This is a genomic window from uncultured Paraglaciecola sp. (genome assembly GCF_913020055.1).
GTDB lineage: Bacteria > Pseudomonadota > Gammaproteobacteria > Enterobacterales > Alteromonadaceae > Paraglaciecola.
Genome location: NZ_CAJWCF010000051.1, coordinates 12,863 through 34,567, shown reverse-complemented (window position 1 = coordinate 34,567; position 21,705 = coordinate 12,863). Strand labels below are relative to the sequence as shown.

The 21,705-nt window shown below is 40.5% G+C and carries 20 protein-coding genes and 2 tRNA genes; 12 read left to right on the top strand and 10 right to left on the bottom strand.

Annotation, left to right across the window (positions count from 1 at the left end):
• Positions 1 to 104: 104 nt before the first annotated feature.
• Positions 105 to 181: transfer RNA gene (locus QZ488_RS12340), tRNA-Met, on the bottom strand.
• Positions 182 to 977: 796 nt separating this feature from the next.
• Between QZ488_RS12340 and QZ488_RS12335 the strand changes: the two genes are divergently transcribed.
• Positions 978 to 1,157 carry a hypothetical protein gene (locus QZ488_RS12335; RefSeq protein WP_293749089.1) on the top strand — a complete coding sequence of 60 codons (180 nt, stop codon included), beginning with the start codon at positions 978 to 980 and terminating at the stop codon, positions 1,155 to 1,157.
• Positions 1,158 to 1,535: 378 nt separating this feature from the next.
• On the opposite strand, the gene ychF is transcribed toward QZ488_RS12335, so the two are convergent.
• The 7 genes from ychF to lolB form a co-directional block, all read right to left on the bottom strand.
• Positions 1,536 to 2,627: a redox-regulated ATPase YchF gene (gene ychF, locus QZ488_RS12330; RefSeq protein ID WP_293749087.1), complete on the bottom strand. Its 1,092-nt coding sequence runs from the start codon at positions 2,625 to 2,627 to the stop codon at positions 1,536 to 1,538.
• Positions 2,628 to 2,697: 70 nt separating this feature from the next.
• The gene (pth, locus tag QZ488_RS12325; RefSeq protein WP_293749084.1) at positions 2,698 to 3,297 is read right to left on the bottom strand and encodes an aminoacyl-tRNA hydrolase; all 600 of its coding nucleotides are present in this window, start codon (positions 3,295 to 3,297) and stop codon (positions 2,698 to 2,700) included.
• A 5-nt stretch (positions 3,298 to 3,302) separates the two neighbouring features.
• Entirely contained in the window at positions 3,303 to 3,953 is a 651-nt protein-coding gene (locus QZ488_RS12320) for a 50S ribosomal protein L25/general stress protein Ctc (protein ID WP_293749082.1), read from the bottom strand.
• A 229-nt stretch (positions 3,954 to 4,182) separates the two neighbouring features.
• Entirely contained in the window at positions 4,183 to 5,130 is a 948-nt protein-coding gene (locus QZ488_RS12315) for a ribose-phosphate pyrophosphokinase (protein ID WP_293749080.1), read from the bottom strand.
• 106 nt (positions 5,131 to 5,236) lie between these two features.
• Positions 5,237 to 5,311, bottom strand: a tRNA-Gln gene (locus QZ488_RS12310).
• A gap of 6 nt (positions 5,312 to 5,317) precedes the next feature.
• A complete protein-coding gene (ispE, locus tag QZ488_RS12305; RefSeq protein ID WP_293749078.1) occupies positions 5,318 to 6,187 on the bottom strand; it encodes a 4-(cytidine 5'-diphospho)-2-C-methyl-D-erythritol kinase in 870 nt (289 codons plus the stop codon).
• A complete protein-coding gene (lolB, locus tag QZ488_RS12300; RefSeq protein ID WP_293749076.1) occupies positions 6,180 to 6,707 on the bottom strand; it encodes a lipoprotein insertase outer membrane protein LolB in 528 nt (175 codons plus the stop codon). Before lolB ends, ispE begins: the two co-directional genes overlap by 8 nt.
• A gap of 235 nt (positions 6,708 to 6,942) precedes the next feature.
• Here lolB and hemA point away from each other — a divergent pair, with 235 nt between their 5' ends.
• The 6 genes from hemA (at position 6,943) to QZ488_RS12270 (ending at position 13,241) form a co-directional block, all read left to right on the top strand.
• Positions 6,943 to 8,205, top strand: a complete 1,263-nt coding sequence (gene hemA / locus QZ488_RS12295) for a glutamyl-tRNA reductase (RefSeq protein ID WP_293749074.1) — start codon at positions 6,943 to 6,945, stop codon at positions 8,203 to 8,205.
• Between the two features lie 30 nt (positions 8,206 to 8,235).
• Entirely contained in the window at positions 8,236 to 9,321 is a 1,086-nt protein-coding gene (gene prfA, locus QZ488_RS12290; protein ID WP_293749072.1) for a peptide chain release factor 1, read from the top strand.
• A gap of 6 nt (positions 9,322 to 9,327) precedes the next feature.
• Positions 9,328 to 10,194 (top strand): peptide chain release factor N(5)-glutamine methyltransferase, encoded by an 867-nt coding sequence (gene prmC / locus QZ488_RS12285; RefSeq protein WP_293749070.1) that lies wholly within the window; start codon positions 9,328 to 9,330, stop codon positions 10,192 to 10,194.
• 140 nt (positions 10,195 to 10,334) lie between these two features.
• A complete protein-coding gene (locus QZ488_RS12280; RefSeq protein ID WP_293749068.1) occupies positions 10,335 to 11,882 on the top strand; it encodes a response regulator in 1,548 nt (515 codons plus the stop codon).
• Between the two features lie 36 nt (positions 11,883 to 11,918).
• On the top strand, positions 11,919 to 12,293 hold the full coding sequence (locus tag QZ488_RS12275) for a SirB2 family protein (RefSeq protein ID WP_293749066.1): 375 nt from the start codon (positions 11,919 to 11,921) through the stop codon (positions 12,291 to 12,293).
• 129 nt (positions 12,294 to 12,422) lie between these two features.
• Positions 12,423 to 13,241, top strand: a complete 819-nt coding sequence (locus QZ488_RS12270) for a tetratricopeptide repeat protein (RefSeq protein WP_293749064.1) — start codon at positions 12,423 to 12,425, stop codon at positions 13,239 to 13,241.
• Positions 13,242 to 13,270: 29 nt separating this feature from the next.
• Here the strand turns inward: QZ488_RS12270 and bioA are convergent, their stop codons facing one another.
• On the bottom strand, positions 13,271 to 14,545 hold the full coding sequence (gene bioA / locus QZ488_RS12265; RefSeq protein WP_366509016.1) for an adenosylmethionine--8-amino-7-oxononanoate transaminase: 1,275 nt from the start codon (positions 14,543 to 14,545) through the stop codon (positions 13,271 to 13,273).
• Between the two features lie 109 nt (positions 14,546 to 14,654).
• Between bioA and bioB the strand changes: the two genes are divergently transcribed.
• The 5 genes from bioB to manD all read left to right on the top strand — a co-directional run bounded on the left by bioB (position 14,655) and on the right by manD (position 20,167).
• A complete protein-coding gene (bioB, locus tag QZ488_RS12260; RefSeq protein WP_293749060.1) occupies positions 14,655 to 15,776 on the top strand; it encodes a biotin synthase BioB in 1,122 nt (373 codons plus the stop codon).
• Positions 15,776 to 16,975, top strand: coding sequence for an 8-amino-7-oxononanoate synthase (locus QZ488_RS12255; RefSeq protein ID WP_293749058.1), 1,200 nt, complete (start codon positions 15,776 to 15,778; stop codon positions 16,973 to 16,975). The genes bioB and QZ488_RS12255 overlap by 1 nt, the downstream gene beginning before the upstream one ends.
• Entirely contained in the window at positions 16,975 to 17,793 is an 819-nt protein-coding gene (locus QZ488_RS12250) for a methyltransferase domain-containing protein (RefSeq protein WP_293749056.1), read from the top strand. The genes QZ488_RS12255 and QZ488_RS12250 overlap by 1 nt, the downstream gene beginning before the upstream one ends.
• 28 nt (positions 17,794 to 17,821) lie before the next feature.
• A complete protein-coding gene (bioD, locus tag QZ488_RS12245) occupies positions 17,822 to 18,547 on the top strand; it encodes a dethiobiotin synthase (protein WP_293749054.1) in 726 nt (241 codons plus the stop codon).
• A 411-nt stretch (positions 18,548 to 18,958) separates the two neighbouring features.
• Positions 18,959 to 20,167 carry a D-mannonate dehydratase ManD gene (gene manD, locus QZ488_RS12240; RefSeq protein ID WP_293749052.1) on the top strand — a complete coding sequence of 403 codons (1,209 nt, stop codon included), beginning with the start codon at positions 18,959 to 18,961 and terminating at the stop codon, positions 20,165 to 20,167.
• 71 nt (positions 20,168 to 20,238) lie between these two features.
• On the opposite strand, the gene QZ488_RS12235 is transcribed toward manD, so the two are convergent.
• Positions 20,239 to 21,588 (bottom strand): MATE family efflux transporter, encoded by a 1,350-nt coding sequence (locus QZ488_RS12235; RefSeq protein ID WP_293749050.1) that lies wholly within the window; start codon positions 21,586 to 21,588, stop codon positions 20,239 to 20,241.
• Positions 21,589 to 21,705 lie beyond the last annotated feature (117 nt).

The following is a 21,705-nucleotide window of genomic DNA, read 5'->3' as shown; positions in this document are numbered from 1 at the left end:
AAGGAGAGACTCGAACTCTCACGCCGTGAAGCACTGGAACCTAAATCCAGCGTGTCTACCAATTCCACCACTCCCGCATACTTCTATCCTATACAAGATAAAAGTGGTGGCTACAGCGGGATTCGAACCTGCGACCCCATCATTATGAGTGATGTGCTCTAACCAACTGAGCTATGTAGCCACTAAATCACTCCGTCTCCGAAGTGGCGCGTATTATGCTGATCTAGGTTTTTGCCGTCAACCGTTTTATGACAATAAACTGTCTGTTTGGTTAGATACTAAGCAGGTGATGGTTGAAATGGGCTTGTTGAAGGTAAATGTGAGTAGTTTTGGGGGATTCTTCAGTTAATTCTTTGCTATAACCAAAAATGTGACTTGTAGGTTTTTTATCTTTCAGGACTAAAATTAGCGCATACGCTGACATCTATTGCCCTCCATTTACTTTACTTTTTTCACACCGCAATCATGCTGGATTTTGTAGGGTAATCGTCTTCCCTGACGATTACCCTACAAAATCCAGCAGATTATTGGCTATTTTTGAGTCGAAGGTAAAGTAAGACAAAACGGATAAAACACAGTCTTCGCCTGTTTTAGTTAGTGGTTTTTTGTACAGTTATAATAGGAAAACGTGAAAAATCGGTGTTTTCAATGGTCATAATAGGCAACTTCAGGCCTCACTTCTACAGGACTATTTTTGTATCTGACTGTTTTGTATAAACTTTGATTTACCTTGTGTATTTATCCAGACTTAAAATTTTGGATAAATACATGGCTTGGTTTGATCATCAAATATCAAATCTAGATTAGCCTTTTCAAAAGGCTAAGTTTATGAAATGCTGTAAAAAATTAACCGGAATGTCAAGTTAAGCATGAAAGTAGTGTTTGTATCTAACCCGACTACCGCCTAATAAAATGTTATGCGGTAGTCCAACCGCAAGAATTTGTCGTTCTATATATTTTATAAAAAGGAGTTTGATATGTTAAATGATCTAAACGGTAAAGAAGCTACAATTTCTTTAGAGTTATCTGCTTGGGGGAACTCTGAGGTGACAGGGAAAATACTAGATGTAAGCGATGATTGGGTTAAAATTCAGTGCAAAAAAAGTATAGAGCTAATCGCTACATCAACGATTAAGAAAGTGTCGTACAAGTCGTAAGTCTTTTTGTATTAAACTTCAATTGTAAGTTACCGCATAACCAGTCACTCAAGCAGGACAAAAAACAGTTGGTTTTGCACCTGCGTCGCTAATTGTAACCAACTATTTTTTGCCTCTTAATGGGGCGTATATGTAAAAGTAGGAATCTTAGATAATGGAAATATCCAATGGTGGCGGTGGTTTAGAAATGTTGTTGATTTTAGTTTTATTCCTTTTGCCTGCAGGGTTAACACTGTTCTCCAATAAAATACCTAACGTTCAAAAGCCAGTTTGGCTATTAGTCACTGTTTTATTTTCTTGGGTAGGGTACCTATATATCTATTTCAAAGTTATAAAAAAAGCCCGCTTATAGCGGGCTTTATCAAAACTGTATTAAGACTAAACGTTAAATCTAAAGTGAATTACATCACCGTCTTTAACAATGTAGTCTTTGCCTTCTAGACGCCATTTACCAGCATCTTTAGCGCCTTGTTCACCGTTAAATTCAACAAAATGGTCATATCCAATGATTTCAGCGCGGATAAAACCTTTTTCGAAGTCAGTGTGGATGACGCCAGCGGTTTGTGGGGCGGTTGAGCCTTCTTTATAGGTCCAAGCTCGTACTTCTTGTATGCCAGCGGTAAAATAGGTGTTTAGCGCAAGTAACTCATAACCAGAACGGATAACGCGGTTTAGACCAGGTTCTTCTAAGCCCATATCGGCCATGAACTCGGCTTTTTCTTCTTCGTCCAACTCACCAATTTCAGATTCGATTTCAGCACATACTGCGACTACTACTGCGCCTTCGGCAGCGGCAATTTCACGTACTCTGTCGAGGTATGGATTGTTTTCGAATCCATCGTCATTCACGTTGGCAATATACATGGTAGGTTTTAGCGTTAAGAAGTTCATGTAGCTGATAAGTTTTAATTCATCTTTATCTAGCTCTACAGAACGAAGCAATTCACCTTCATCTAAATGTGGTTTGATTTTTTCTAATACTTTAAGCTCTGCTTTGGCATCAGCGTCGCCTCCTTTGGCTCTTTTGGCGACTCTGTGTAATGCTTTTTCTGTGGTTTCTAAGTCTGATAAGGCCAGTTCTGTGTTGATGATTTCGATATCATCTTCAGGGCTGACCTTTCCTGCAACATGTACAATGTTGTCGTTGTCAAAACAACGCACAACATGGCCAATAGCATCGGTTTCACGAATGTTGGCTAAAAATTTGTTACCTAAACCTTCACCTTTAGACGCGCCTGCTACTAAACCGGCAATATCTACAAATTCCATAGTGGTAGGAATAGTACGTTTAGGGTTAACTATTGCCGCCAATTTATCTAAACGTAAATCAGGTACAGGTACCACACCCGTATTTGGTTCGATAGTACAAAATGGGAAGTTGGCCGCTTCGATACCGGCTTTGGTTAAGGCGTTAAAAAGTGTTGATTTGCCGACGTTTGGTAAACCGACTATGCCGCATTTAAAACCCATCTTGTTTTCCTCTTAATTTTGTATAAATAATCTGACGGAGTACGTCATGGTTAATTTGTTTAATGAACTATTATTCTGCTTTGAACGAATGTAGTCGATTCATGGCTTTTTTAAGATCATCTTTGATTAATATTTCAAGGCAACGGGTTGCTTCATCAATTGCATCCTCTATTTGTTGTTGCTCTTTTTGCGGCGCTTTGCCTAACACGTGTCCAGTGACTCGGTTTTTATCACCTGGGTGGCCGATTCCAATACGCAAGCGTAAAAAATCTTTCTGGTTGGCCATACTGCTAACAATATCCCGAATGCCATTTTGGCTTGAGCTACCACCAGTTTTAAATTTTGCTACACCGGGAGGCAAATCTAACTCATCAAAGGCTACTAATAAACTTGATAATGGGACGCGGTAAAAGTTCGCCATCGCTGCAACAGCTTGACCGCTTTTGTTCATAAAGGTAGTAGGAATAAGAAGTCGAACATCTTGTCCACCAATCGTGACACGACCAGTGTAACCATAAAATTTGTTTTCTAGTTTTAACGTGCAGTTGTACATTTTTGCTAGTGATTCAACGAACCATGCACCAGCATTATGCCGGGTATGCTGATATTCAGGGCCTGGATTACCCAGGCCCACAATTAGGCTAATGCGCGCTAATTGTTTATCAGTCAAGCAACTTATTCCGCAGGTGCTTCTTCTGCAGCATCGCCTTCACTTTCGTCTTCGTCTTCAGCTTTAGGACCTTTAGATAGTTTAACTGTAACAACAGCTAAATCGTGATCTTCGGCGCCTTTGTTTAGTTCAACTAAAGTAACGCCTTTAGGTAATACTAAATCAGTTAAGTGAACAGTTTGATCAAGTGCAACGTTCAACAAATCAACTTCAATGTATTCTGGTAAGTCACCAGGTAAACAGCTTACTTCAACATCAACCATGTGATGTTCAGCGTGACCGCCGTTCAACTTGATAGAGTCAGCTTTTTCTTCATTGATGAAGTGTAAAGGTACGTTGGTTTGAAGCGCTACTTTTGCGTCAATGCGCAAGAAGTCAACGTGCATAACAATAGGTCTAAAGGCATGACGTTGCATGTCTTTAACCAATACTTCTGTTTTCTTTTTACCAATGTTCAAAGTCAGAACGTGAGAGTAAAAAGCTTCGAAGCCTTGGGCTTGGAAAAGTTTGTTATGATCAAGGGTCAAAGAAACGGCTTCTTTACCGGCTCCGTATAAGACTGCAGGTACTTTACCAGCGTGACGTAGGCGGCGGCTCGCACCTTTCCCTAAATCAGTACGGACTTCTGCGTCTAGTGTGAAAATTCCATCAGACATGTGGTAACTCCAAAATATAAAAATAGTAAATGTGTGTAAATTTTTGCGACCAAAATTTACGTTTGTGCTGCCAGTTCCCTACCAATAGATAGTAAAACAACAACATCCCCAAAAAAGGGCGGCGAATATTAACACCTGACCGAAAGTGAAACAATCAGTTTGCTGGTTTATTTGCCAATAAAAAAGCGGCTGATAAAAGCCGCTTAAATATTAGTGAATGTTGCTGTTATTAATATTCAAACATCGCAGAGATCGACTCTTCGTTACTTACTCTTCGAATAGCTTCAGCAAGCATATTAGATAAGGTAAGTTGTTTGACCTTAGGGATGGCTGCAATTTCAGGGCAAAGCGGTATGCTGTCGGTAATAATGATTTCATCAATTACCGAGTCACGTAAATTCTGTGCGGCATTACCTGAGAATATCGCGTGAGTGGCATAGGCATACACATTTCTTGCGCCATGGGCTTTTAATGCTTCAGCCGCTTTTGCTAATGTGCCACCAGTATCAATCATGTCATCAACAATGATGCAATCTCGGTCTTGCACATCACCAATAATATGCATCACTTGGGCAACATTGGCCTTAGGTCGACGTTTATCAATAATGGCCAAATCGGTGTCATTCATAAGTTTGGCTAAAGCACGGGCACGCACAACACCGCCAATATCAGGTGAAACAACAACAGGGTTATGAAAGTCTCTACGGCGCATATCATCTAATAAAATAGGGGTACCAAACGCGTTGTCTACCGGTACATCGAAGAAGCCTTGTATTTGTTCTGCGTGTAAGTCGATAGTCAACACGCGGTCGACGCCTACATTAGACAAAAAGTCAGCCACTACTTTAGCAGTAATAGGTACTCGCGCTGAGCGCACGCGTCTATCCTGACGTGCATAACCAAAATAAGGAATAACCGCAGTAATACGGCCTGCTGATGCGCGACGGAATGCGTCGATCATCACAATCAATTCCATTAAATTGTCATTGGTTGGTGCACAGGTAGATTGAATAATAAATACATCGGAGCCACGTACATTTTCGTGGATTTCTACACTGATTTCCCCATCACTAAAACGTCCAACACTTGCATGTCCTAGCTTTGTATAAAGTCTATCTGCTACTTTCTGGGCCAATTCAGGTACTGCATTCCCAGAAAAAATCTTCATATCCGGCACGGTAATATCCTCAGTGTTTATTAATTGGCTAGGAAGCTGGACTCGAACCAACGGTATAACCGTGGATCAAAACCTACTATCACAAAAACCAAACTGTCTTATAAAGTGGCTGGGGTAGCTGGACTCGAACCAACGAATGACGGGATCAAAACCCGTTGCCTTACCACTTGGCTATACCCCAATTAAACTAGTAATTTTGTGCTTGGATCTGGCTATGTAAAAGGGATGTATTCACCCCATTTGCAACAAAACTTTTACTGCCTTCTGGCAACAAAGCTTGAACATCTAATGCTTCCTGATGATGTTCAAATATTGCAAATACACATGCGCCTGTACCGGTCATCCTCGACGGCGCGTATTCTAACAACCAGTGTAATGCTTTTGCAACATTCGGATAGCGTTCACAAACCAATTTTTGGCAATCATTGTGAGTCTTTTCAAAACTATAATTGCTAAAGTTAATCTTCGCAGTATTTCTAGGCAAGTTTGGTAAGCCGAAAATATCCGCTGTAGAAACATGACTCTCGGGGAAAACCACTAAATAAGATTTTTCGGGAAGATTAACTTGTTGTAATTTCTCACCCACACCTTCAGCAAAAGCGGTTTTACCCTGAATGAAGATAGGCACGTCAGCGCCTAAACTTAAGCCTAGAGTGGTTAATTCGTCCAAAGAAAGATGACAACCCCAAAGTTGATTCAGCACAACCAAAGTGGTTGCGGCATTGGAAGAACCACCGCCTATACCTCCGCCCATTGGTAATCGCTTTTTCAAATGTATAGTGCAGCCTAGACCTTTGGATTGATTCTCTGGCAAACTATTTTTTAACAACTCTGCAGCTTTGATAATCAAATTATCTTCATCAGCTACCCCAGCAATGGGATCCGCTAAGGTGATTTTATCAGATGAATTAACCTCAAAAGCTAGTTCATCACCAAAGTCGAGGATTTGAAAAAGACTTTGTAATTGATGATAGCCATTTGGGTATCTGCCATTGATGTGTAAAAATAAATTAAGTTTGGCTGGACTAGGCCACCAGTTTAACGGTTGTTTATTCATGCAAATCCCAAGCATTAATTCGGACTAAAAGTTGACTGTTGTTGCTTTTATTACGCAGAACCACTTTGTGTGGCAACCAAATGTTATCTATTAATTTATAATTGTCGTAGTTAATTAACCAATTTTTGCAATTATTGCAGATAGGTTGCAATTGGCTGACCCAACCTTGTTCACTTGTTATTACCTTATCGTTGTTCTGATGTTGTCCTTTTATCCAGAAACGCATTTTTTCTACGGGTATTTGCCAACCTGTCACACGCCAAATTAAATGGCTAGGGTCAGAGTCTTGATAGGTTTCGTCATCGGCAACTAAGGTAGCCACTTCCTCATTGCCTTGCATCTTAAGCAGTGAAGTGCCGATAATTGAAGTTAAATTGAGTTGGTATTGTTGTTGCGTTTGTTGCCACCTAAAATTGGCACTTTGTTTTTTGTCAGGACTTTTAAAGCCTAATTTACCCTTTATTGACCAATGCTCTTGTTGTTTTAATGATAATTGGTGACTAGATGAGTTTAAACTCACAGTTTGCTTAGAAGGAGTCGCACAACTCGTTAGTAATAAAATAAGAATAAAGGCGGGTAAAGTTTGTTTTATACACAGGTAACTAGCTAACACAATTTGAATAACGCTCTGTTAATGAAAAAAATCGATTGAGGCAATAGGAACATACAAGTGACATCGCTTTCAATAGTTTTACCTTTTGCGTACAATGCCGCCACTTTATTAGCACTTTGTTGTAACTTTACCTAATCACTCCATGACCCTAATCGCTTTTGGTATTAATCACAAAACCGCACCGATTGAATTGCGTGAAAAAATAGCCTTTTCACCTGATGCAATCGTACAGGCACTGGCATCGTTGCGACAAGAAACTGGCGCTATCGAGTCAGTGATTTTGTCTACATGCAATAGAACAGAGGTTTACGCTCAGCTTGACGATGGACAGATAAACAATATCGGCTCATGGCTCGCTAATTTTCATGGTGTTCAACAAAACGAATTACAGAACAACAGTTACCTTTATACCCAGCAGGAAGCGGTTAACCACATTATGCGAGTAGCCAGTGGTCTAGACTCTCTTATGTTAGGCGAGCCACAAATTTTAGGTCAAGTTAAACAGGCTTACACTGACGCGAAAAACTCTGGAGTGATTAAAGGTGGCTTTGAACGCTTATTTCAACATACTTTTTCAGTTGCAAAAAGAGTGCGTAGTGAGACCGATATTGGTGCCAATGCAGTGTCTGTAGCCTATGCATCGGTTCAATTAGCTAAACATATATTTTCGTCTCTGGAAAAAAGCCGAGTATTATTAATAGGTGCTGGTGAAACTATTGAGCTTGTGGCAAAACATTTGTACGAACAAAATGTTAGATCTTTGACTGTCGCCAATCGTACCCTAGCTCGTGCTCAAGCTATTGCAGAGCCTTTAAATGCATCAGTATTGACCTTGGCGCAGATTCCGCAGCATTTAAAAGATGCCGATATTGTGATTAGTTCAACTGCCAGTCAATTGCCTATTCTAGGTAAAGGCTTAGTACAAAGCGCGTTAAAAGAGCGTAAGCACAAACCTATATTTTTAGTGGACTTAGCTGTGCCTCGAGATGTAGAAGCTGAGGTAGGCGAATTGGATGATGCCTATTTATATACAGTGGATGATTTACAGCAAATAGTAGAAAAAAACTTAGCTAATCGACAAGATGCGGCTGAGCTTGCAGATGAAATGGTAGCCCAACAAGTTCAACAATTTATGCGTTGGCAACAAAGCCAAACGTCGATTGATGTATTAAAAGGATTTCGCGATCAAAGCGAATTACAGCGGGATACGTTAGTCAGTAAAGCGTTAAATCAACTAGCAGATGGCAAAGAAGCTGAGCAAGTGATCATTGAACTTGCCAACAAATTAACCAATAGTCTTATTCATGCACCTACCAAAGCGTTAAAAAATGCCGCCAGTGAACAAAATTCACAGCAATTAGCATTACTAAAAGATGCATTAGCCTTAAAAAAATCAGATAATTAGCGGCTAACATAGTCCGCGTACAGGAAAATAATGAAACAATCGGTTCAACGAAAACTAGAAGTCTTGGACGAGCGCTACGAAGAGGTGCAGGCCTTATTGGGTGAAGCCGAAGTCATTTCTGATCAAGACAGATACAGAGGCTTAACCAAAGAATACTCACAATTAGAAGGTGTAGTGAAGTGTTTTCGAGATTTTCAGCAGTCTCAGCAAGACTTCGAATCTGCACAAGAAATGATGCAAGAAGATGACGCTGAAATGCGAGAGATGGCACAGGAAGAATATAAGTCATCTAAACAAAGAATCGAAGAACTCACCCAAGAGTTACAAGTATTATTACTACCTAAAGATCCGAATGACGAAAGCAACTGTTTTGTGGAAATCCGTGCTGGGGCAGGGGGCGACGAGGCTGCTATCTTTGCCGGAGACTTATTCCGTATGTACAGTCGTTATGCTGAGAAGCAAGGCTGGAAAGTAGAACTTGTTACGGCTAATGATGGTGATCATGGTGGTTATAAAGTGGTGATTGCCAATATTTTAGGTGATGGCTCCTACGGTATTATGAAGTTCGAGTCAGGCGGACACCGTGTTCAGCGCGTACCCGATACTGAATCACAAGGGCGTATTCATACATCAGCTTGTACTGTTGTGGTGATGCCTGAAATTCCAGAATCTGAAGCGATTGAAATCAATAAAGCTGATTTGAAAATTGATACCTTTAGAGCCTCTGGTGCCGGTGGACAGCACGTTAATAAAACCGACTCTGCGATACGTATTACCCACAATCCATCGGGCATAGTTGTTGAATGTCAGGACGAACGTTCACAGCATAAAAATCGTGCCAAAGCGATGGCAATACTGCAGTCTCGTTTGACTCAATTAGAAGAAGATAAACGCCAAGCCGAAGAAACCTCAACCCGCAGAAACTTAGTGGCAAGTGGGGATCGTTCAGAACGTATTCGTACTTATAATTTTCCACAAGGGCGAGTCACAGATCATCGAATTAATTTGACTTTGTATTGTTTAGACGATGTGATTGCCGGTGATTTGAATGCGGTGTTAGAGCCTATCAGACAAGAACATCAAGCCGATTTGTTGTCATCACTTTCAGACGAATAGACCGTCTTGGAAAATCAGTTATTAACTATTGAACAAGCATTGTCTTGGGCCAAGGCTCAACTCAATGCCAATAGTGTAAGCGATGATGGCTTACATGATTCTGCATCGATTGACAGTAAAGTGTTGTTAGCCGATTGTTTGCAGCGAGAGTTGGTTTATTTGCACACTTGGCCTGAAAAACGGCTAGACCAAATGCAGATGAACAAATTTAAAGATTACATTGAACAAAGGTCATCTGGTCATCCAGTTGCACATATTGTTGGCTACCGAGATTTTTGGTCATTACGTTTAAATGTTTCTCCTGCTACTTTGATCCCACGACCAGAAACCGAACTGCTAGTTGAAATTGCTTTAGACCTTAACTTAACTGAGCATGCAACCGTATTGGATTTAGGCACGGGCAGTGGCGCTATTGCATTGTCATTAGCTAGTGAACAGCCCAATTGGTTGATCACGGGGGTAGATAAAAGCGAACAAGCGATTACATTAGCTAAAAATAACGCGACCAAACATCAACTCGAACGGGTCAACTTTATTCAAAGTGATTGGTTTTCTGTCCTTGAACATAAACAATTTGATCTAATTGTGACTAACCCACCGTACATAGAGAATAACAACAAATATCTACAATTAGGTGATGTGCGTTTTGAGCCTAGCAGTGCTTTAACCTCAGGGTTAGATGGTCTAGATGATATTCGATCAATTGTTTCTCAAAGCAAGCATTATTTGACTGATAACGGCTGGTTAGTGATTGAACATGGTTATCAGCAAAGTGACCAAGTCGCAGACATTTTAAGCGAACAAGGTTTTAGGCAAATTCGTAGTGAACTTGATTTGAATGGTTTGCCCCGTGTTGCATTAGGTTGTCTTTAACCATTATTTTAGTTTTATATCAGATTTTTCTTCCCGTTGAGTTGTTGTTTACACCAATAAGTTATAACTTAACCCACACGTTTTGCTGGGTGATATCAGCAGTAGGTCAATACCAAGTTATTGTTTTATAGGAAAGTGTTATGTCAGACGAAATTTTATTTGCCGAAGATAACGATGAAGAAATTGAAAGGCATGGCAAATGGAAAGTATTAATTGTTGATGATGAACCTGAAGTGCATGCTGTGACCAAGCTAGCACTTGGAGACTTTGTATTTCAAGATAAAGACCTTCATTTTATCAGTGCTTTTAATGGTGAAGAAGCCAAACAAATGTTTCTTGATCATGATGACATCGCAGTCGTTTTGCTTGATGTGGTCATGGAAACTGATGACGCGGGTTTACAGGTAGCCGACTTTATTAGAAATGATGCGGATAATCACTTCACTCGTATTATTTTGCGAACCGGCCAACCAGGTCAAGCACCAGAAAGAGATGTAATCATTAATTACGATATTAATGATTATAAATCTAAGACAGAATTGACCTCACAAAAACTTTTCACCGTTGTTATTGCAGCACTTCGTTCATACCGCGATATCATCGTCATTGAAGAAAATAGACAGGGTTTGGAAAAAATCATCTCTGCCTCGACCGACCTTTTTAGTATTAATTCTTTGGAAAATTTTATTGAAGGAATTGTTCAACAGTTAGCTTCTTTATTAGGTGGTTCAAAAGACGCTGCATATTTGACATCGGCCGTTGTTGGACCCAAACCCATTGAGCAATATAATTCCTCCGAGCTCTATGTGTTTACAGGTAAAGGCGAGTATGAAGACACAGAAGGTCAAAGATTAGAGCAAGTGATTCGCGGTCCAGAGTTGATTTCTTGCCAGCAAGCTTATGCCAATAAAACCTTGGTTTATGAAGACGAATATTTGGTGGCATATTGTGACAGTAAAACCAAAAAGGGGTCGTTGCTTTATATCTCTGGCTTACCTAGAAAACTGACTGATATAGATAAAAATTTAGTTGAGATATTTTCTCAGAATGTGCAAATAGCATTCGATAATGTATTACTTAACAAAGATATTGAAGATACACAGCGTGAAATTATTGAACGTTTAGCCGATGCGATGGAAACAAGTTTCGGAAGTCAAAATCATACAAAAAGAATGATTAAAATTTGTGAAATTTTGGGCCGATCTGCAGGTCTGTCTAAAAAAGATTTAAAAACCTTATGTTTAGCTGTTCCATTGCATGATATTGGCAAGATTAATGTTTCAGACAATATTATGCTGAACCCAGGTAACCTTGATGAAGATGATATGCGTAAAGCGCGAAGTCACGCAGAGATTGGTTACAGTTTACTAAAAGATTCTAATCGCCCACTGATTAAATCAGCGGCACTGATTGCTCGCGATCATCACGAATACTGGAACGGTAAAGGCTACCCACGAGGTAAGTCTGGCGAAGGTATTCATATATTTTGTAGGATCACCAGCCTAGCTGATGCCTTTGACGCGATGCGAACGCAGCGTAGTTATAAAGAAGCATGGCCACTAGAAAAAGTAATGGAAGTGATCCTTGCCGAGAAAGGCCAGCAGTTTGATCCAAAATTAGTCGATCTATTGCAAGAAAATATCGAAGAAATCGAAGCTGTCATGCAAAGTTTTTCTACACAAAGTTAACGACATCCCCCCCAAAAAAATTAAGGTTTATTTAGAATGTACGAAGCTGTAAAACATATTCATCTAACTGCCATTGCCTTGAGTGTGGTGTTGTTTCTATTGCGTTTTGTGCTTAACGCAATGCAATCACCGATGTTACAAAAAAAGTGGCTAAAAATTCTTCCGCATATTGTAGATACCTTTTTGTTAGCTAGCGCAGTGACATTATGCGTGCTTCTCAAACAGTATCCTTTCGTAGATGCCTGGGTAACAGAAAAACTGTTAGCTTTGGTCATGTACATATTTATGGTTACTTTAGCCTTAAAGCTTGGTCGTAACGGGTTTATGCGAGGTATTGGTCTTGTGGGAGCGTTAAGTTGGATCGCTTATGCAGGCATGGTCGCGGTGAGCAAACAACCCATACTTTTCTAACTTAGTTTTGTATAAATTATTATTTAACAGTGACTTAGATATTTTTAACAGATTAGCTGCTTTTTGCAGTAAAGGTTACCCCACTTAAACCGATAAATAGAAAGGAGTAAATTTAGTGGGGTAAAACAATTGAAAGAGTTAAAACAGGCTATCTCTAAAGGAGATTATCTGATGGCCAGTTTGCAGTTAGCTAGCGTGTTTCAGCCTGATAATTGTCAACCTGATGACTACCAACGCCAAGTAGATTTGTGGATTGACCAAGGAAAAGCATTTATCGGCTCTGCTGATACTAGCTCTGAGAGTTTTAATCGTTTTATTCAATTTTTTTTTGTGGAATTAGCCTTTAGTGGCGATGAAAAAAATTATTTTTCTTGTCAGTTTAGTTTGCTCGATCATGTCCTTGATTACCGTACAGGTATCCCTGTCAGTCTTGCTATTGTTTTCCAATCTATGGGTAAAGCACTTGGCTTTGATGTTAGTGGCGTGAACTTCCCAGGACACTTTTTAATCAAGTGTCGTTTTAGTCAGGAACCAGATATTTATTTGGATCCTCTTAATGGTAAACAATTAAGTCGGCAAGATTTAGAGTCACTTTATTTTTCTATTTTACACGGAATAGAAGATGAAAAAATGCCTGATGAAGCCTTGGACGAAGCTAGTTGTGACGAGACTATTGTAAGATTACTGCATAATTTGAAAGCGTCGTATATCAACGAAAAGTGTTATTCTGAAGCACTAATTGCAGTAGAGTTGTTAGTCAACTTATGTCCTAACGATCCTTATGAGAGACGAGATAGAGGATTCTTATTACATCAATTGGATTGCACTCAAGTTGCGATTGCAGATTATCAATATTTTATCCGTAAATGTCCAAAAGATCCTGCGACACAATTGCTGCAAGCTCAGTTACAGCACTTGAGTGAACAGGACCCCGCAGTTTTTCACTAAATGTCACATTTTTATGTGACGTAGGTAAATCATTTGAGAACGTTGTAAATAGCCTGGGTTAATTGAGTTAGCTGTTGCTGATCAATAATGTAGGGCGGCATGATGTAAACCAGTTTACCAAATGGCCTAATCCAAACGCCTTGTTGTACAAAGGCTTTTTGTAATGCGGCTACGTTCACGGCTGATTTACATTCTACAACACCTATAGCACCAATCACTCTCACATCGGCCACGGCTTCTAAATCAATACAGGGTGTTAATTCAGCAAACAGTTGTTGTTCAATCCGCGACACTTGTACCTGCCAGTCGTTTTTTTGAATGATTTTTAAACTTGCATTGGCTACTGAGCAAGCTAGGGCATTACCCATAAAGGTAGGGCCATGCATAAACACACCAGGCTCTCCTTGGCATATTCCTTGTGCAACATCTTCAGAACAAAGAGTGGCGGCCAACGTCATATAACCACCTGTTAACGCTTTACCTAGGCACATAATGTCAGGGCTGATATCAGCATGTTCACAAGCGAATAATTTACCAGTACGACCAAAGCCCGTGGCAATCTCGTCGCAAATTAATAGTATGTTGTAATCGTCGCAAAGCTGTCTGCAGCGTTTTAAATATTCTGGGTGGTAAATCCGCATACCACCGGCATTTTGTACTATAGGCTCAATAATAAGCGCTGCTAGTTCATTGTGGTGGTCTTGAATCAGTTGTTCTAATGGTTTGATGTCATCTTCGTTCCACTGTTTATCAAAGCGAGTTTGAGGAGCTGGAGCAAAGATTTGTTGCTTCAAGGCATCAGTAAATAAACTGTGCATGCCATTAACAGGATCGCAAACTGACATCGCGGCAAATGTATCACCATGATAACCATTGCGTGGTGTGATAAATCTATTTTTATGATTATTACCCTGACACGCCCAATACTGCAGCGCCATTTTCATGGCTACTTCAACTGATACCGATCCAGAGTCAGCCAGAAATACTCGGTCTAATCCCTGGGGAGTGATATCCAGCAATGTTCGACATAGATCAATAGCAGGTTTGTGAGTGAGCCCACCAAACATTACATGAGCAAAGTCATCTACTTGGCTTTTTATGGCTTGATTAAGCTCAGGGTGGTTATAACCGTGAATAGCCGTCCACCAAGATGACACGCCATCCACCAGTTTTTCACCTGACGTAAGGTGGATGTATACCCCTTCTGCTCGTGTCACTTCATAGCAAGGAAGAGGATCAATTGCTGAGGTATAAGGGTGCCAAATGTGTTGTTGATCGAAGAGTAAATTCTGATTGTTCAAAATATGTTCGCTTGTAAAGTTTTAAATTTAAATTAGGTTGACAATGCTGCTCTGAGCCATAGACTAAGCGCCTTGAATCATTTAGTAAAGTCTGAACATCAAAGGTTGCCCCATGTCTTTAACCAATTCGTCTTTAAGCTCTTCCTCATCACTCAATCAAGCTAGCATTCGTCACGACTGGACTATTGAACAGGTGAACAGCCTTTTTAATCTGCCATTTAACGACTTGATGTTTCAGGCACAAACCATTCACAGACAATATTTTGATCCTAATCAAGTGCAAGTGAGCACTTTGTTGTCGATTAAAACCGGTGCATGCCCAGAAGATTGTAAATACTGTCCGCAAAGCGCTCGTTATGATACTGGTTTAGAAAAAGAACGCTTAATGGAAGTAGAAAAAGTGATTCTGCGCGCCAAAGAGGCTAAACAAGCAGGCTCTACTCGTTTTTGTATGGGAGCCGCATGGCGTAACCCTCGCGCGCGAGATATGCCTTATGTAACCGAGATGGTAAAAGAAGTGAAAAAGCTTGGTTTAGAAACCTGTATGACTTTAGGTATGTTAACCCGTGACCAAGCATTGTCCTTGAAACAAGCGGGTCTTGATTATTACAATCACAACCTCGATACCTCTCCAGAGTTTTATGGCGATATTATTACTACTCGCACCTATCAAGACAGGTTAGACACATTAGAGAACGTCAGAGGGGCAGGTATGAATGTCTGCTCTGGCGGCATCGTAGGTATGGGCGAAACTGCCGATGACCGCTCAGGTCTGTTAATGCAACTGGCTAACCTTGAACATCATCCAGAAAGTGTACCAATCAACATGTTGGTAAAAGTGAAAGGCACGCCGATGGAGAATGTAGAGGACTTAGACTATTTCGAGTTTATTCGTACTATCGCCATAGCTAGGATCATGATGCCTAAATCGTATGTGCGTTTATCTGCTGGTCGTGAAGCGATGAATGAACAGATGCAAGCTATGTGTTTTATGGCAGGGGCGAATTCAATCTTTTATGGTTGTAAGTTGCTAACTACTTCAAATCCAGAAACACATGAAGATGTGATGTTGTTTAAAAAGTTGGGGATCAATTCTGCACAAACCCGTGACTATTCAGATGAAGCTCATGAAGCAGCACTATTAGAAGAAATTGAAGGCGATTCTACTGCTAAAACCAGCGAGAATTTATTTTACGATGCGTCGACTAAACAAGCTGAAACTGTCACAAACTAATGGCATTTGATTTTATCGCTTCGGCTTTAGAAAAGCGTCGAAGCGAAGGGCTTTTACGTTCGCGCAAAACGGTTGACTCAGCCTCAGGCCCAATGATTGAAATTGGTGGGCAGCACTATATTAATTTTTCCAGCAACGATTATTTAGCGATGCGCCGCTCCAGTGTAGTTATGCAAGCTTGGGTTGATGGAATTAGCGAATATGGTGGTGGTAGCGGTGCTTCACCTCTAGTGACGGGTTACACCAATGCCCATCAGGCGTTGGAAGAGTATTTGGCTACCGAACTTAAGCGCGATAAGGTGTTGCTGTTTAATTCTGGTTTTGCAGCTAATCAAGCTGTTTGCCAAGCTTTGTTTAGTCAAAAACATGGCGAACACCAAGACTTAATTATTGCCGACAAACTGATGCATGCTTCTTTTGTTGAAGGTGCAAAAGGGTCTCTAGCCAAGTTATCGCGTTTTAAACATAACGATCTTCAACACCTGCAAATTTTGTTGAATTCTACAGATAAGCATCAAGCACAGAATATTTTAGTGGCTACCGAAGGCGTCTTTAGTATGGATGGCGACCAAGCACCTTTATCTGAAATGGTTACAATGAGTCAACGGTCCGGTGCATGGTTGATGGTCGATGATGCCCATGGTTTTGGCATGTTAGGCGAGCATGGTCTGGGAGTAGTAGAAACACATCAGTTGTCACAACAACAATTGCCTATCTTGATGGCTACTTTTGGTAAAGCCATTGGAACAGCAGGCGCCTTTGTTGCTGGTAGCCATGATTTCATCGATTACCTAATTAACTTTGCTAAACATTATGTATACAGCACTGCTATGCCAGCAGCGCAGGCTTATGCAACGTTGATGAGTTTACAAGCCAAACAAAGTAACGAACGCCGGACTATTCTTGCCGAGCGGATTGAATTGTTTAAATCCTTAGCTGACAAAGCTGGGTTGCCATTAATGCCTTCTAATTCGGCTATTCAACCTTTGTTAATTGGTGATGCGCAAAAAGCCATTTCTGCTAGCGAAAAACTGAAGACTCTGGGTTTATGGGTGACGGCTATTCGTTACCCAACAGTGCCTAAACATACCGACAGGTTACGTATTACTCTAACTGCAGCACATGACCCTCGTGATATCGAATCCTTAATTGATGCTTTACAAATTGTATTACTCGACAATAAAAAGGCAGTTAGGTGATGGCTATTACCTCTATCGCTAGTCAAAATAAAATTCGAATCGCTCAGCAATTTAGTCGCGCCGCGAATACTTATAATTCAGCCGCCGATGTGCAATTGGATATAGCTTTTGATGCAATGGCCTTTTTGCCATCGCATTATAAAACTGGATTAGACATTGGTTGTGGAACTGGACGAATTAGCCAGAAACTTAGCACTAGATGTGACAACTTAATCGCTATGGATTTAGCATTTGGTATGTTGGAATACGCTAAACAAAATACTGTGTTAGCTGACCCATCGATTAGTTGGTTACAAGGCGATGCAGATAGTTTGCCCCTAGCAGATAACACGGTTGATATGTTGTTTTCATCTATGGTTTTGCAATGGTCAGACAATCCACTAAAAGTGATGTCCGAAATATCCCGTGTAATGACTTCGGGTTCAAATGCGATATTGGCTATTATGTGTGATGGTTCATTTAATCAACTAAACGATAGTTGGCTCAACATTGATAGTCAGCGCCACGTGAATAACTTTGCCAGTGCCCAGTTTTGGTGTGATGCAGCAATATCTCAAGGCTTGCACGTAAATATGCAGGAAAAACAATACGTTACTTGGCATCAGGACATCAGAATGTTGTTGTCTTCGATCAAATCAATTGGTGCTAATGTAGTGTTAAAAAGCTCAGAGCCAACAGACACCGCTTTTAGTCAAAGTAAAAACACCTTTAATCGACGAACGTTGCAACATCTTGAAACCTATTATCAGCAAAAATACGCTGAAAATATGCAACTTCCTCTGACATATCAGGTCTGCTTCTTACACTGCAGTAAATAACTGTGATTCGCAATTAAATAGGATTCTCATGGGACATTTATCAGTTAAACGCCGCGCATTTTTTGTAACTGGCACAGATACCGAAGTTGGCAAAACGTTTGTCAGCGAAGCGTTACTCATTTTACTCAATAAAAAAGGTTTATTAACCGCCGCTTACAAACCTATTGCTGCAGGTTGTGAACTCACCCCCGAAGGACTGCGTAATGAAGATGCCTTGACCTTGCAACAGCATTCGAGCCTTGAATTAACTTATGACGAAGTGAATCCCATTGCTTTTGAAGCCGCCATCGCACCACATCTAGCCGCACAAAATTTAACTGAAGATGTCACCGCTCAGCCAATTTCTATTGATACAGTGCGGGAAGGGTTTAATTGTATATTTCAGAAAAAGCCTGATGTGTTGATAGTAGAAGGTGCAGGGGGCTGGCGTTTGCCATTAGGTATCGATTTTGAAGGTAAGCCAAGATATTTGTCAGAGTTCGTAGTGGAACGAAATCTGTCGGTCATTTTAGTGGTGGGTATGCGTTTAGGTTGCTTGAACCATGCAGTGTTAACGGCTGAATGTATTCGTAACGACGGCCTAAAGATAGCAGGGTGGGTGGCAAATCAAGTTGACCCCGATATGCCTTTTTTAGATGACAATATCGAAAGTTTAAAAACACTTTTAGACGTGCCTTTTATTGGTACTTTACCTAGACTAAATACCCCAGAAGAAGCGGGGGTGCATTTAGATTTATCTGTTTTAGATATATAAAATCTAGTTGCATCTAAGCCAAATCGGCAAATTACAGGATATTTGCCGCTCTGATTTAATACTATACCTTGCCATTATAGGCTGTTCGTTCACGGCTCCCATTTTCCTATCGGATAATGTTCTACATTCTTTCATTGTTTAAAAGTCTTAAGACCAGACAACAAGGTATTACAGATAATCGATCAGTTGTTCAGCCATGTTTAACGGTTAAAAAATAGTTAACCCTAAATTAAATTACATAACGTTTTGAAGTTGAAGAACTGAGTCCATTACCTTACCTTTCTTTGGTAGATGTTCTAAATATTCATATTTATCTGAAGCTACTATGAAAAGCGGTTCGCTATGTTAGCCAATAACCCAAACTTGACGCTTAGCATTTATTTTTAAGCGATAAAACCAAAGGTGGATTTAGTGAAGATTGTTGATGTAAGGGTTATCGTATGTAGCCCAGGACGGAATTTCGTTACTCTTAAAATAATAACGGACCAAGGCATTTATGGGGTAGGTGATGCCACATTAAATGGACGTGAGAAAGCGGTCGTTTCCTACCTTGAAGATTACGTAGTAGATATGTTGATAGGAAAAGATCCTCAGCGTATTGAAGATATCTGGCAGTACTTATACAGAGGTGCCTATTGGCGACGGGGCCCAATAGGCGTGACTGCTCTTGGCGCAGTAGATACCGCGTTATGGGATATCAAAGCTAAAGCGGCAAATATGCCACTGTACCAATTATTGGGTGGGCGTAGTCGAGATAAAATAATGACTTACACCCATGCTAATGGAATCGATTTAGGCACTACTCTCGATGAAGTAGGCAAAGCCATTGAGTTAGGGTACCAAGCAGTCCGAGTGCAATCGGGCGTACCAGGTATTGCCAGTAGTTATGGTGTGTCTAAATACGGAGAAAAATACGAACCAGCAAACGCAGAATTACCAACCGAAGATGTATGGTCGACTGAAAAATACCTGAATTACACGCCAAAATTATTTGCTGAAGTACGCAAACAATATGGAGAGGACATTCATTTATTACACGATGTGCATCACAGATTAACGCCAATCGAAGCGGCTAGGTTAAGTAAAGAATTAGAGCCTTATCATTTGTTTTGGCTTGAAGATCCAGTGCCAGCTGAAAACCAAGAAAGTTTACGATTAATCCGTCAACATTCAACAACACCGATTGCTATTGGTGAAGTATTTAATTCAATTCACGATTGTAGAGAGCTTATCCAAGATCAGTTAATCGATTATATTCGAACCACAATAGTCCATGCTGGTGGTATTACTCACCTCAAACGGATTGCCGATTTTGCAAGCCTGTATCACGTGAAAACAGGATTTCATGGCGCTACAGACCTTTCGCCCATTTGTATGGCTGCGGCATTACATTTTGATTACGCCATTCCCAATTTTGGCATTCAAGAACACATGGAGCACAGTGATCTGATGGAGTCGGTTTTTACTCGCTCTTATGAATTCGAAAAAGGTTTTTTTACACCCGGTGAAGCAATTGGTCACGGTGCAGATATTGATGAAAAAGAAGCTAAAAAATACCCTTACAAACGGGCCTCTCTGCCGGTAAACCGCTTAGAAGACGGCACCTTATGGAATTGGTAGGTTAATTAAAGTGTATTGATAAGTGTTGCCGGCCTCGGTAACACTTATGAAACCTTAACTATGGACAACTATTATTGGACTTCTAATTCAGCCTTATTTGTCCATTTTCCCCCTTGCCAGCGTGCAATCATAATAATGCCTCTAGTCCACTCATCTAAACCAATCGCAATCCAGATGCCAACAAGACCCCAAGCCCAATAAATACCTAAGATATAGGCCAATAATACGCCTATTCCCCACATGGCGAGTACGCCTACTTTGACCGGGAAAACTACATCGCCAGCGCCTTTCAAGGCTGCGATGACAATCAGATTAATAGCTCTTCCCGACTCTAGAAATAACGATACAATTAACATGAGTGCGATGAGCTGCTGGGTTTGGTAATCATTACTAAACAGCGCTGCAATGGGATCTCGCGCTACTATCATTGCTAAGGTCACAGTCACGGAAATGGCAACGCCTAACATCCAATATTTATGCACATTTGATTTGAGCTCTGCAAAGCGACCTTGGCCTACGTAAAAACTACTCAGAATTTGTGCACCATTGCCTAATGACAGTGAAAATACAAACATAAACCTAGCAGCAGTTTGTACAATGGCGGCCGCGGCCAAGGCTACTGTGCCAAGCTGGGCAACAAAAAACATAATGGTTATTTGCGCCAGGTTGTAAGAAATACTTTCTCCCGCATTTGGTAAGCCAATTTTTAGTATCTTCTTTAATTTGATTAAGTCAGGTTTAAAAATCGCCTTAAAACTAAGCGGAATTTTATGATGTTTAATCACATACCAACACATTAGCGCACTAATTATTTGACTGGTAACAGTCGCCACAGCCACCCCCACCACGCCTGTTTGTGGTAAATCAAAAGGTGGATAAAGCGCAAAATAGTTGCCGGCTAAATTGATTAGGCCGGCTATCACTTGGATTACCATCGGGGATTTGGTGTAACCATAAGCTCGCAAAATGCTCGAAAACATAATGCTAAGGGACATGCCAATTGATAACCCACCTAAAATAACGCAATACTGAATGGCAAATTTTTCGACATCTGGGGCTAAAAAAAAAGCGTGAATAAAAGTTGGGCTGCCAAGGTAAAAGGCAAGGCCAATGACAATCGAACTGACTAAAGACATGAGCAGACTGTTTTGTGAATATTGTTGCGCTTGTTGTGGTTTGTTTGCACCTAAGTGCTGACCAATCAACACCGCACCACCAGAAGACACTATGCTATAACTTAAGATCAAGAAAAAGATGAAATGGCCAGTAAGTCCAACTGCGGCGACGGCCGCTTGAGAATATTGAGTAAGCATAAATACATCAATCGACATCAAACTCATACGCATTAATTGCTCGACAAATATTGGCCAGACTAAGGTTTTGATATTCATTCGTTGAGCGATTGAGACGTTTTTCGACATTAAAAACTCCGACCATTATTAAAAAAAACGCGAGTATAGCGTTATAAAGTGAAAAAAATGACGTTATCCGTAAAGTGATAGAACGAAAGTTAAATATTTCAACTCACTTCTTTTAAC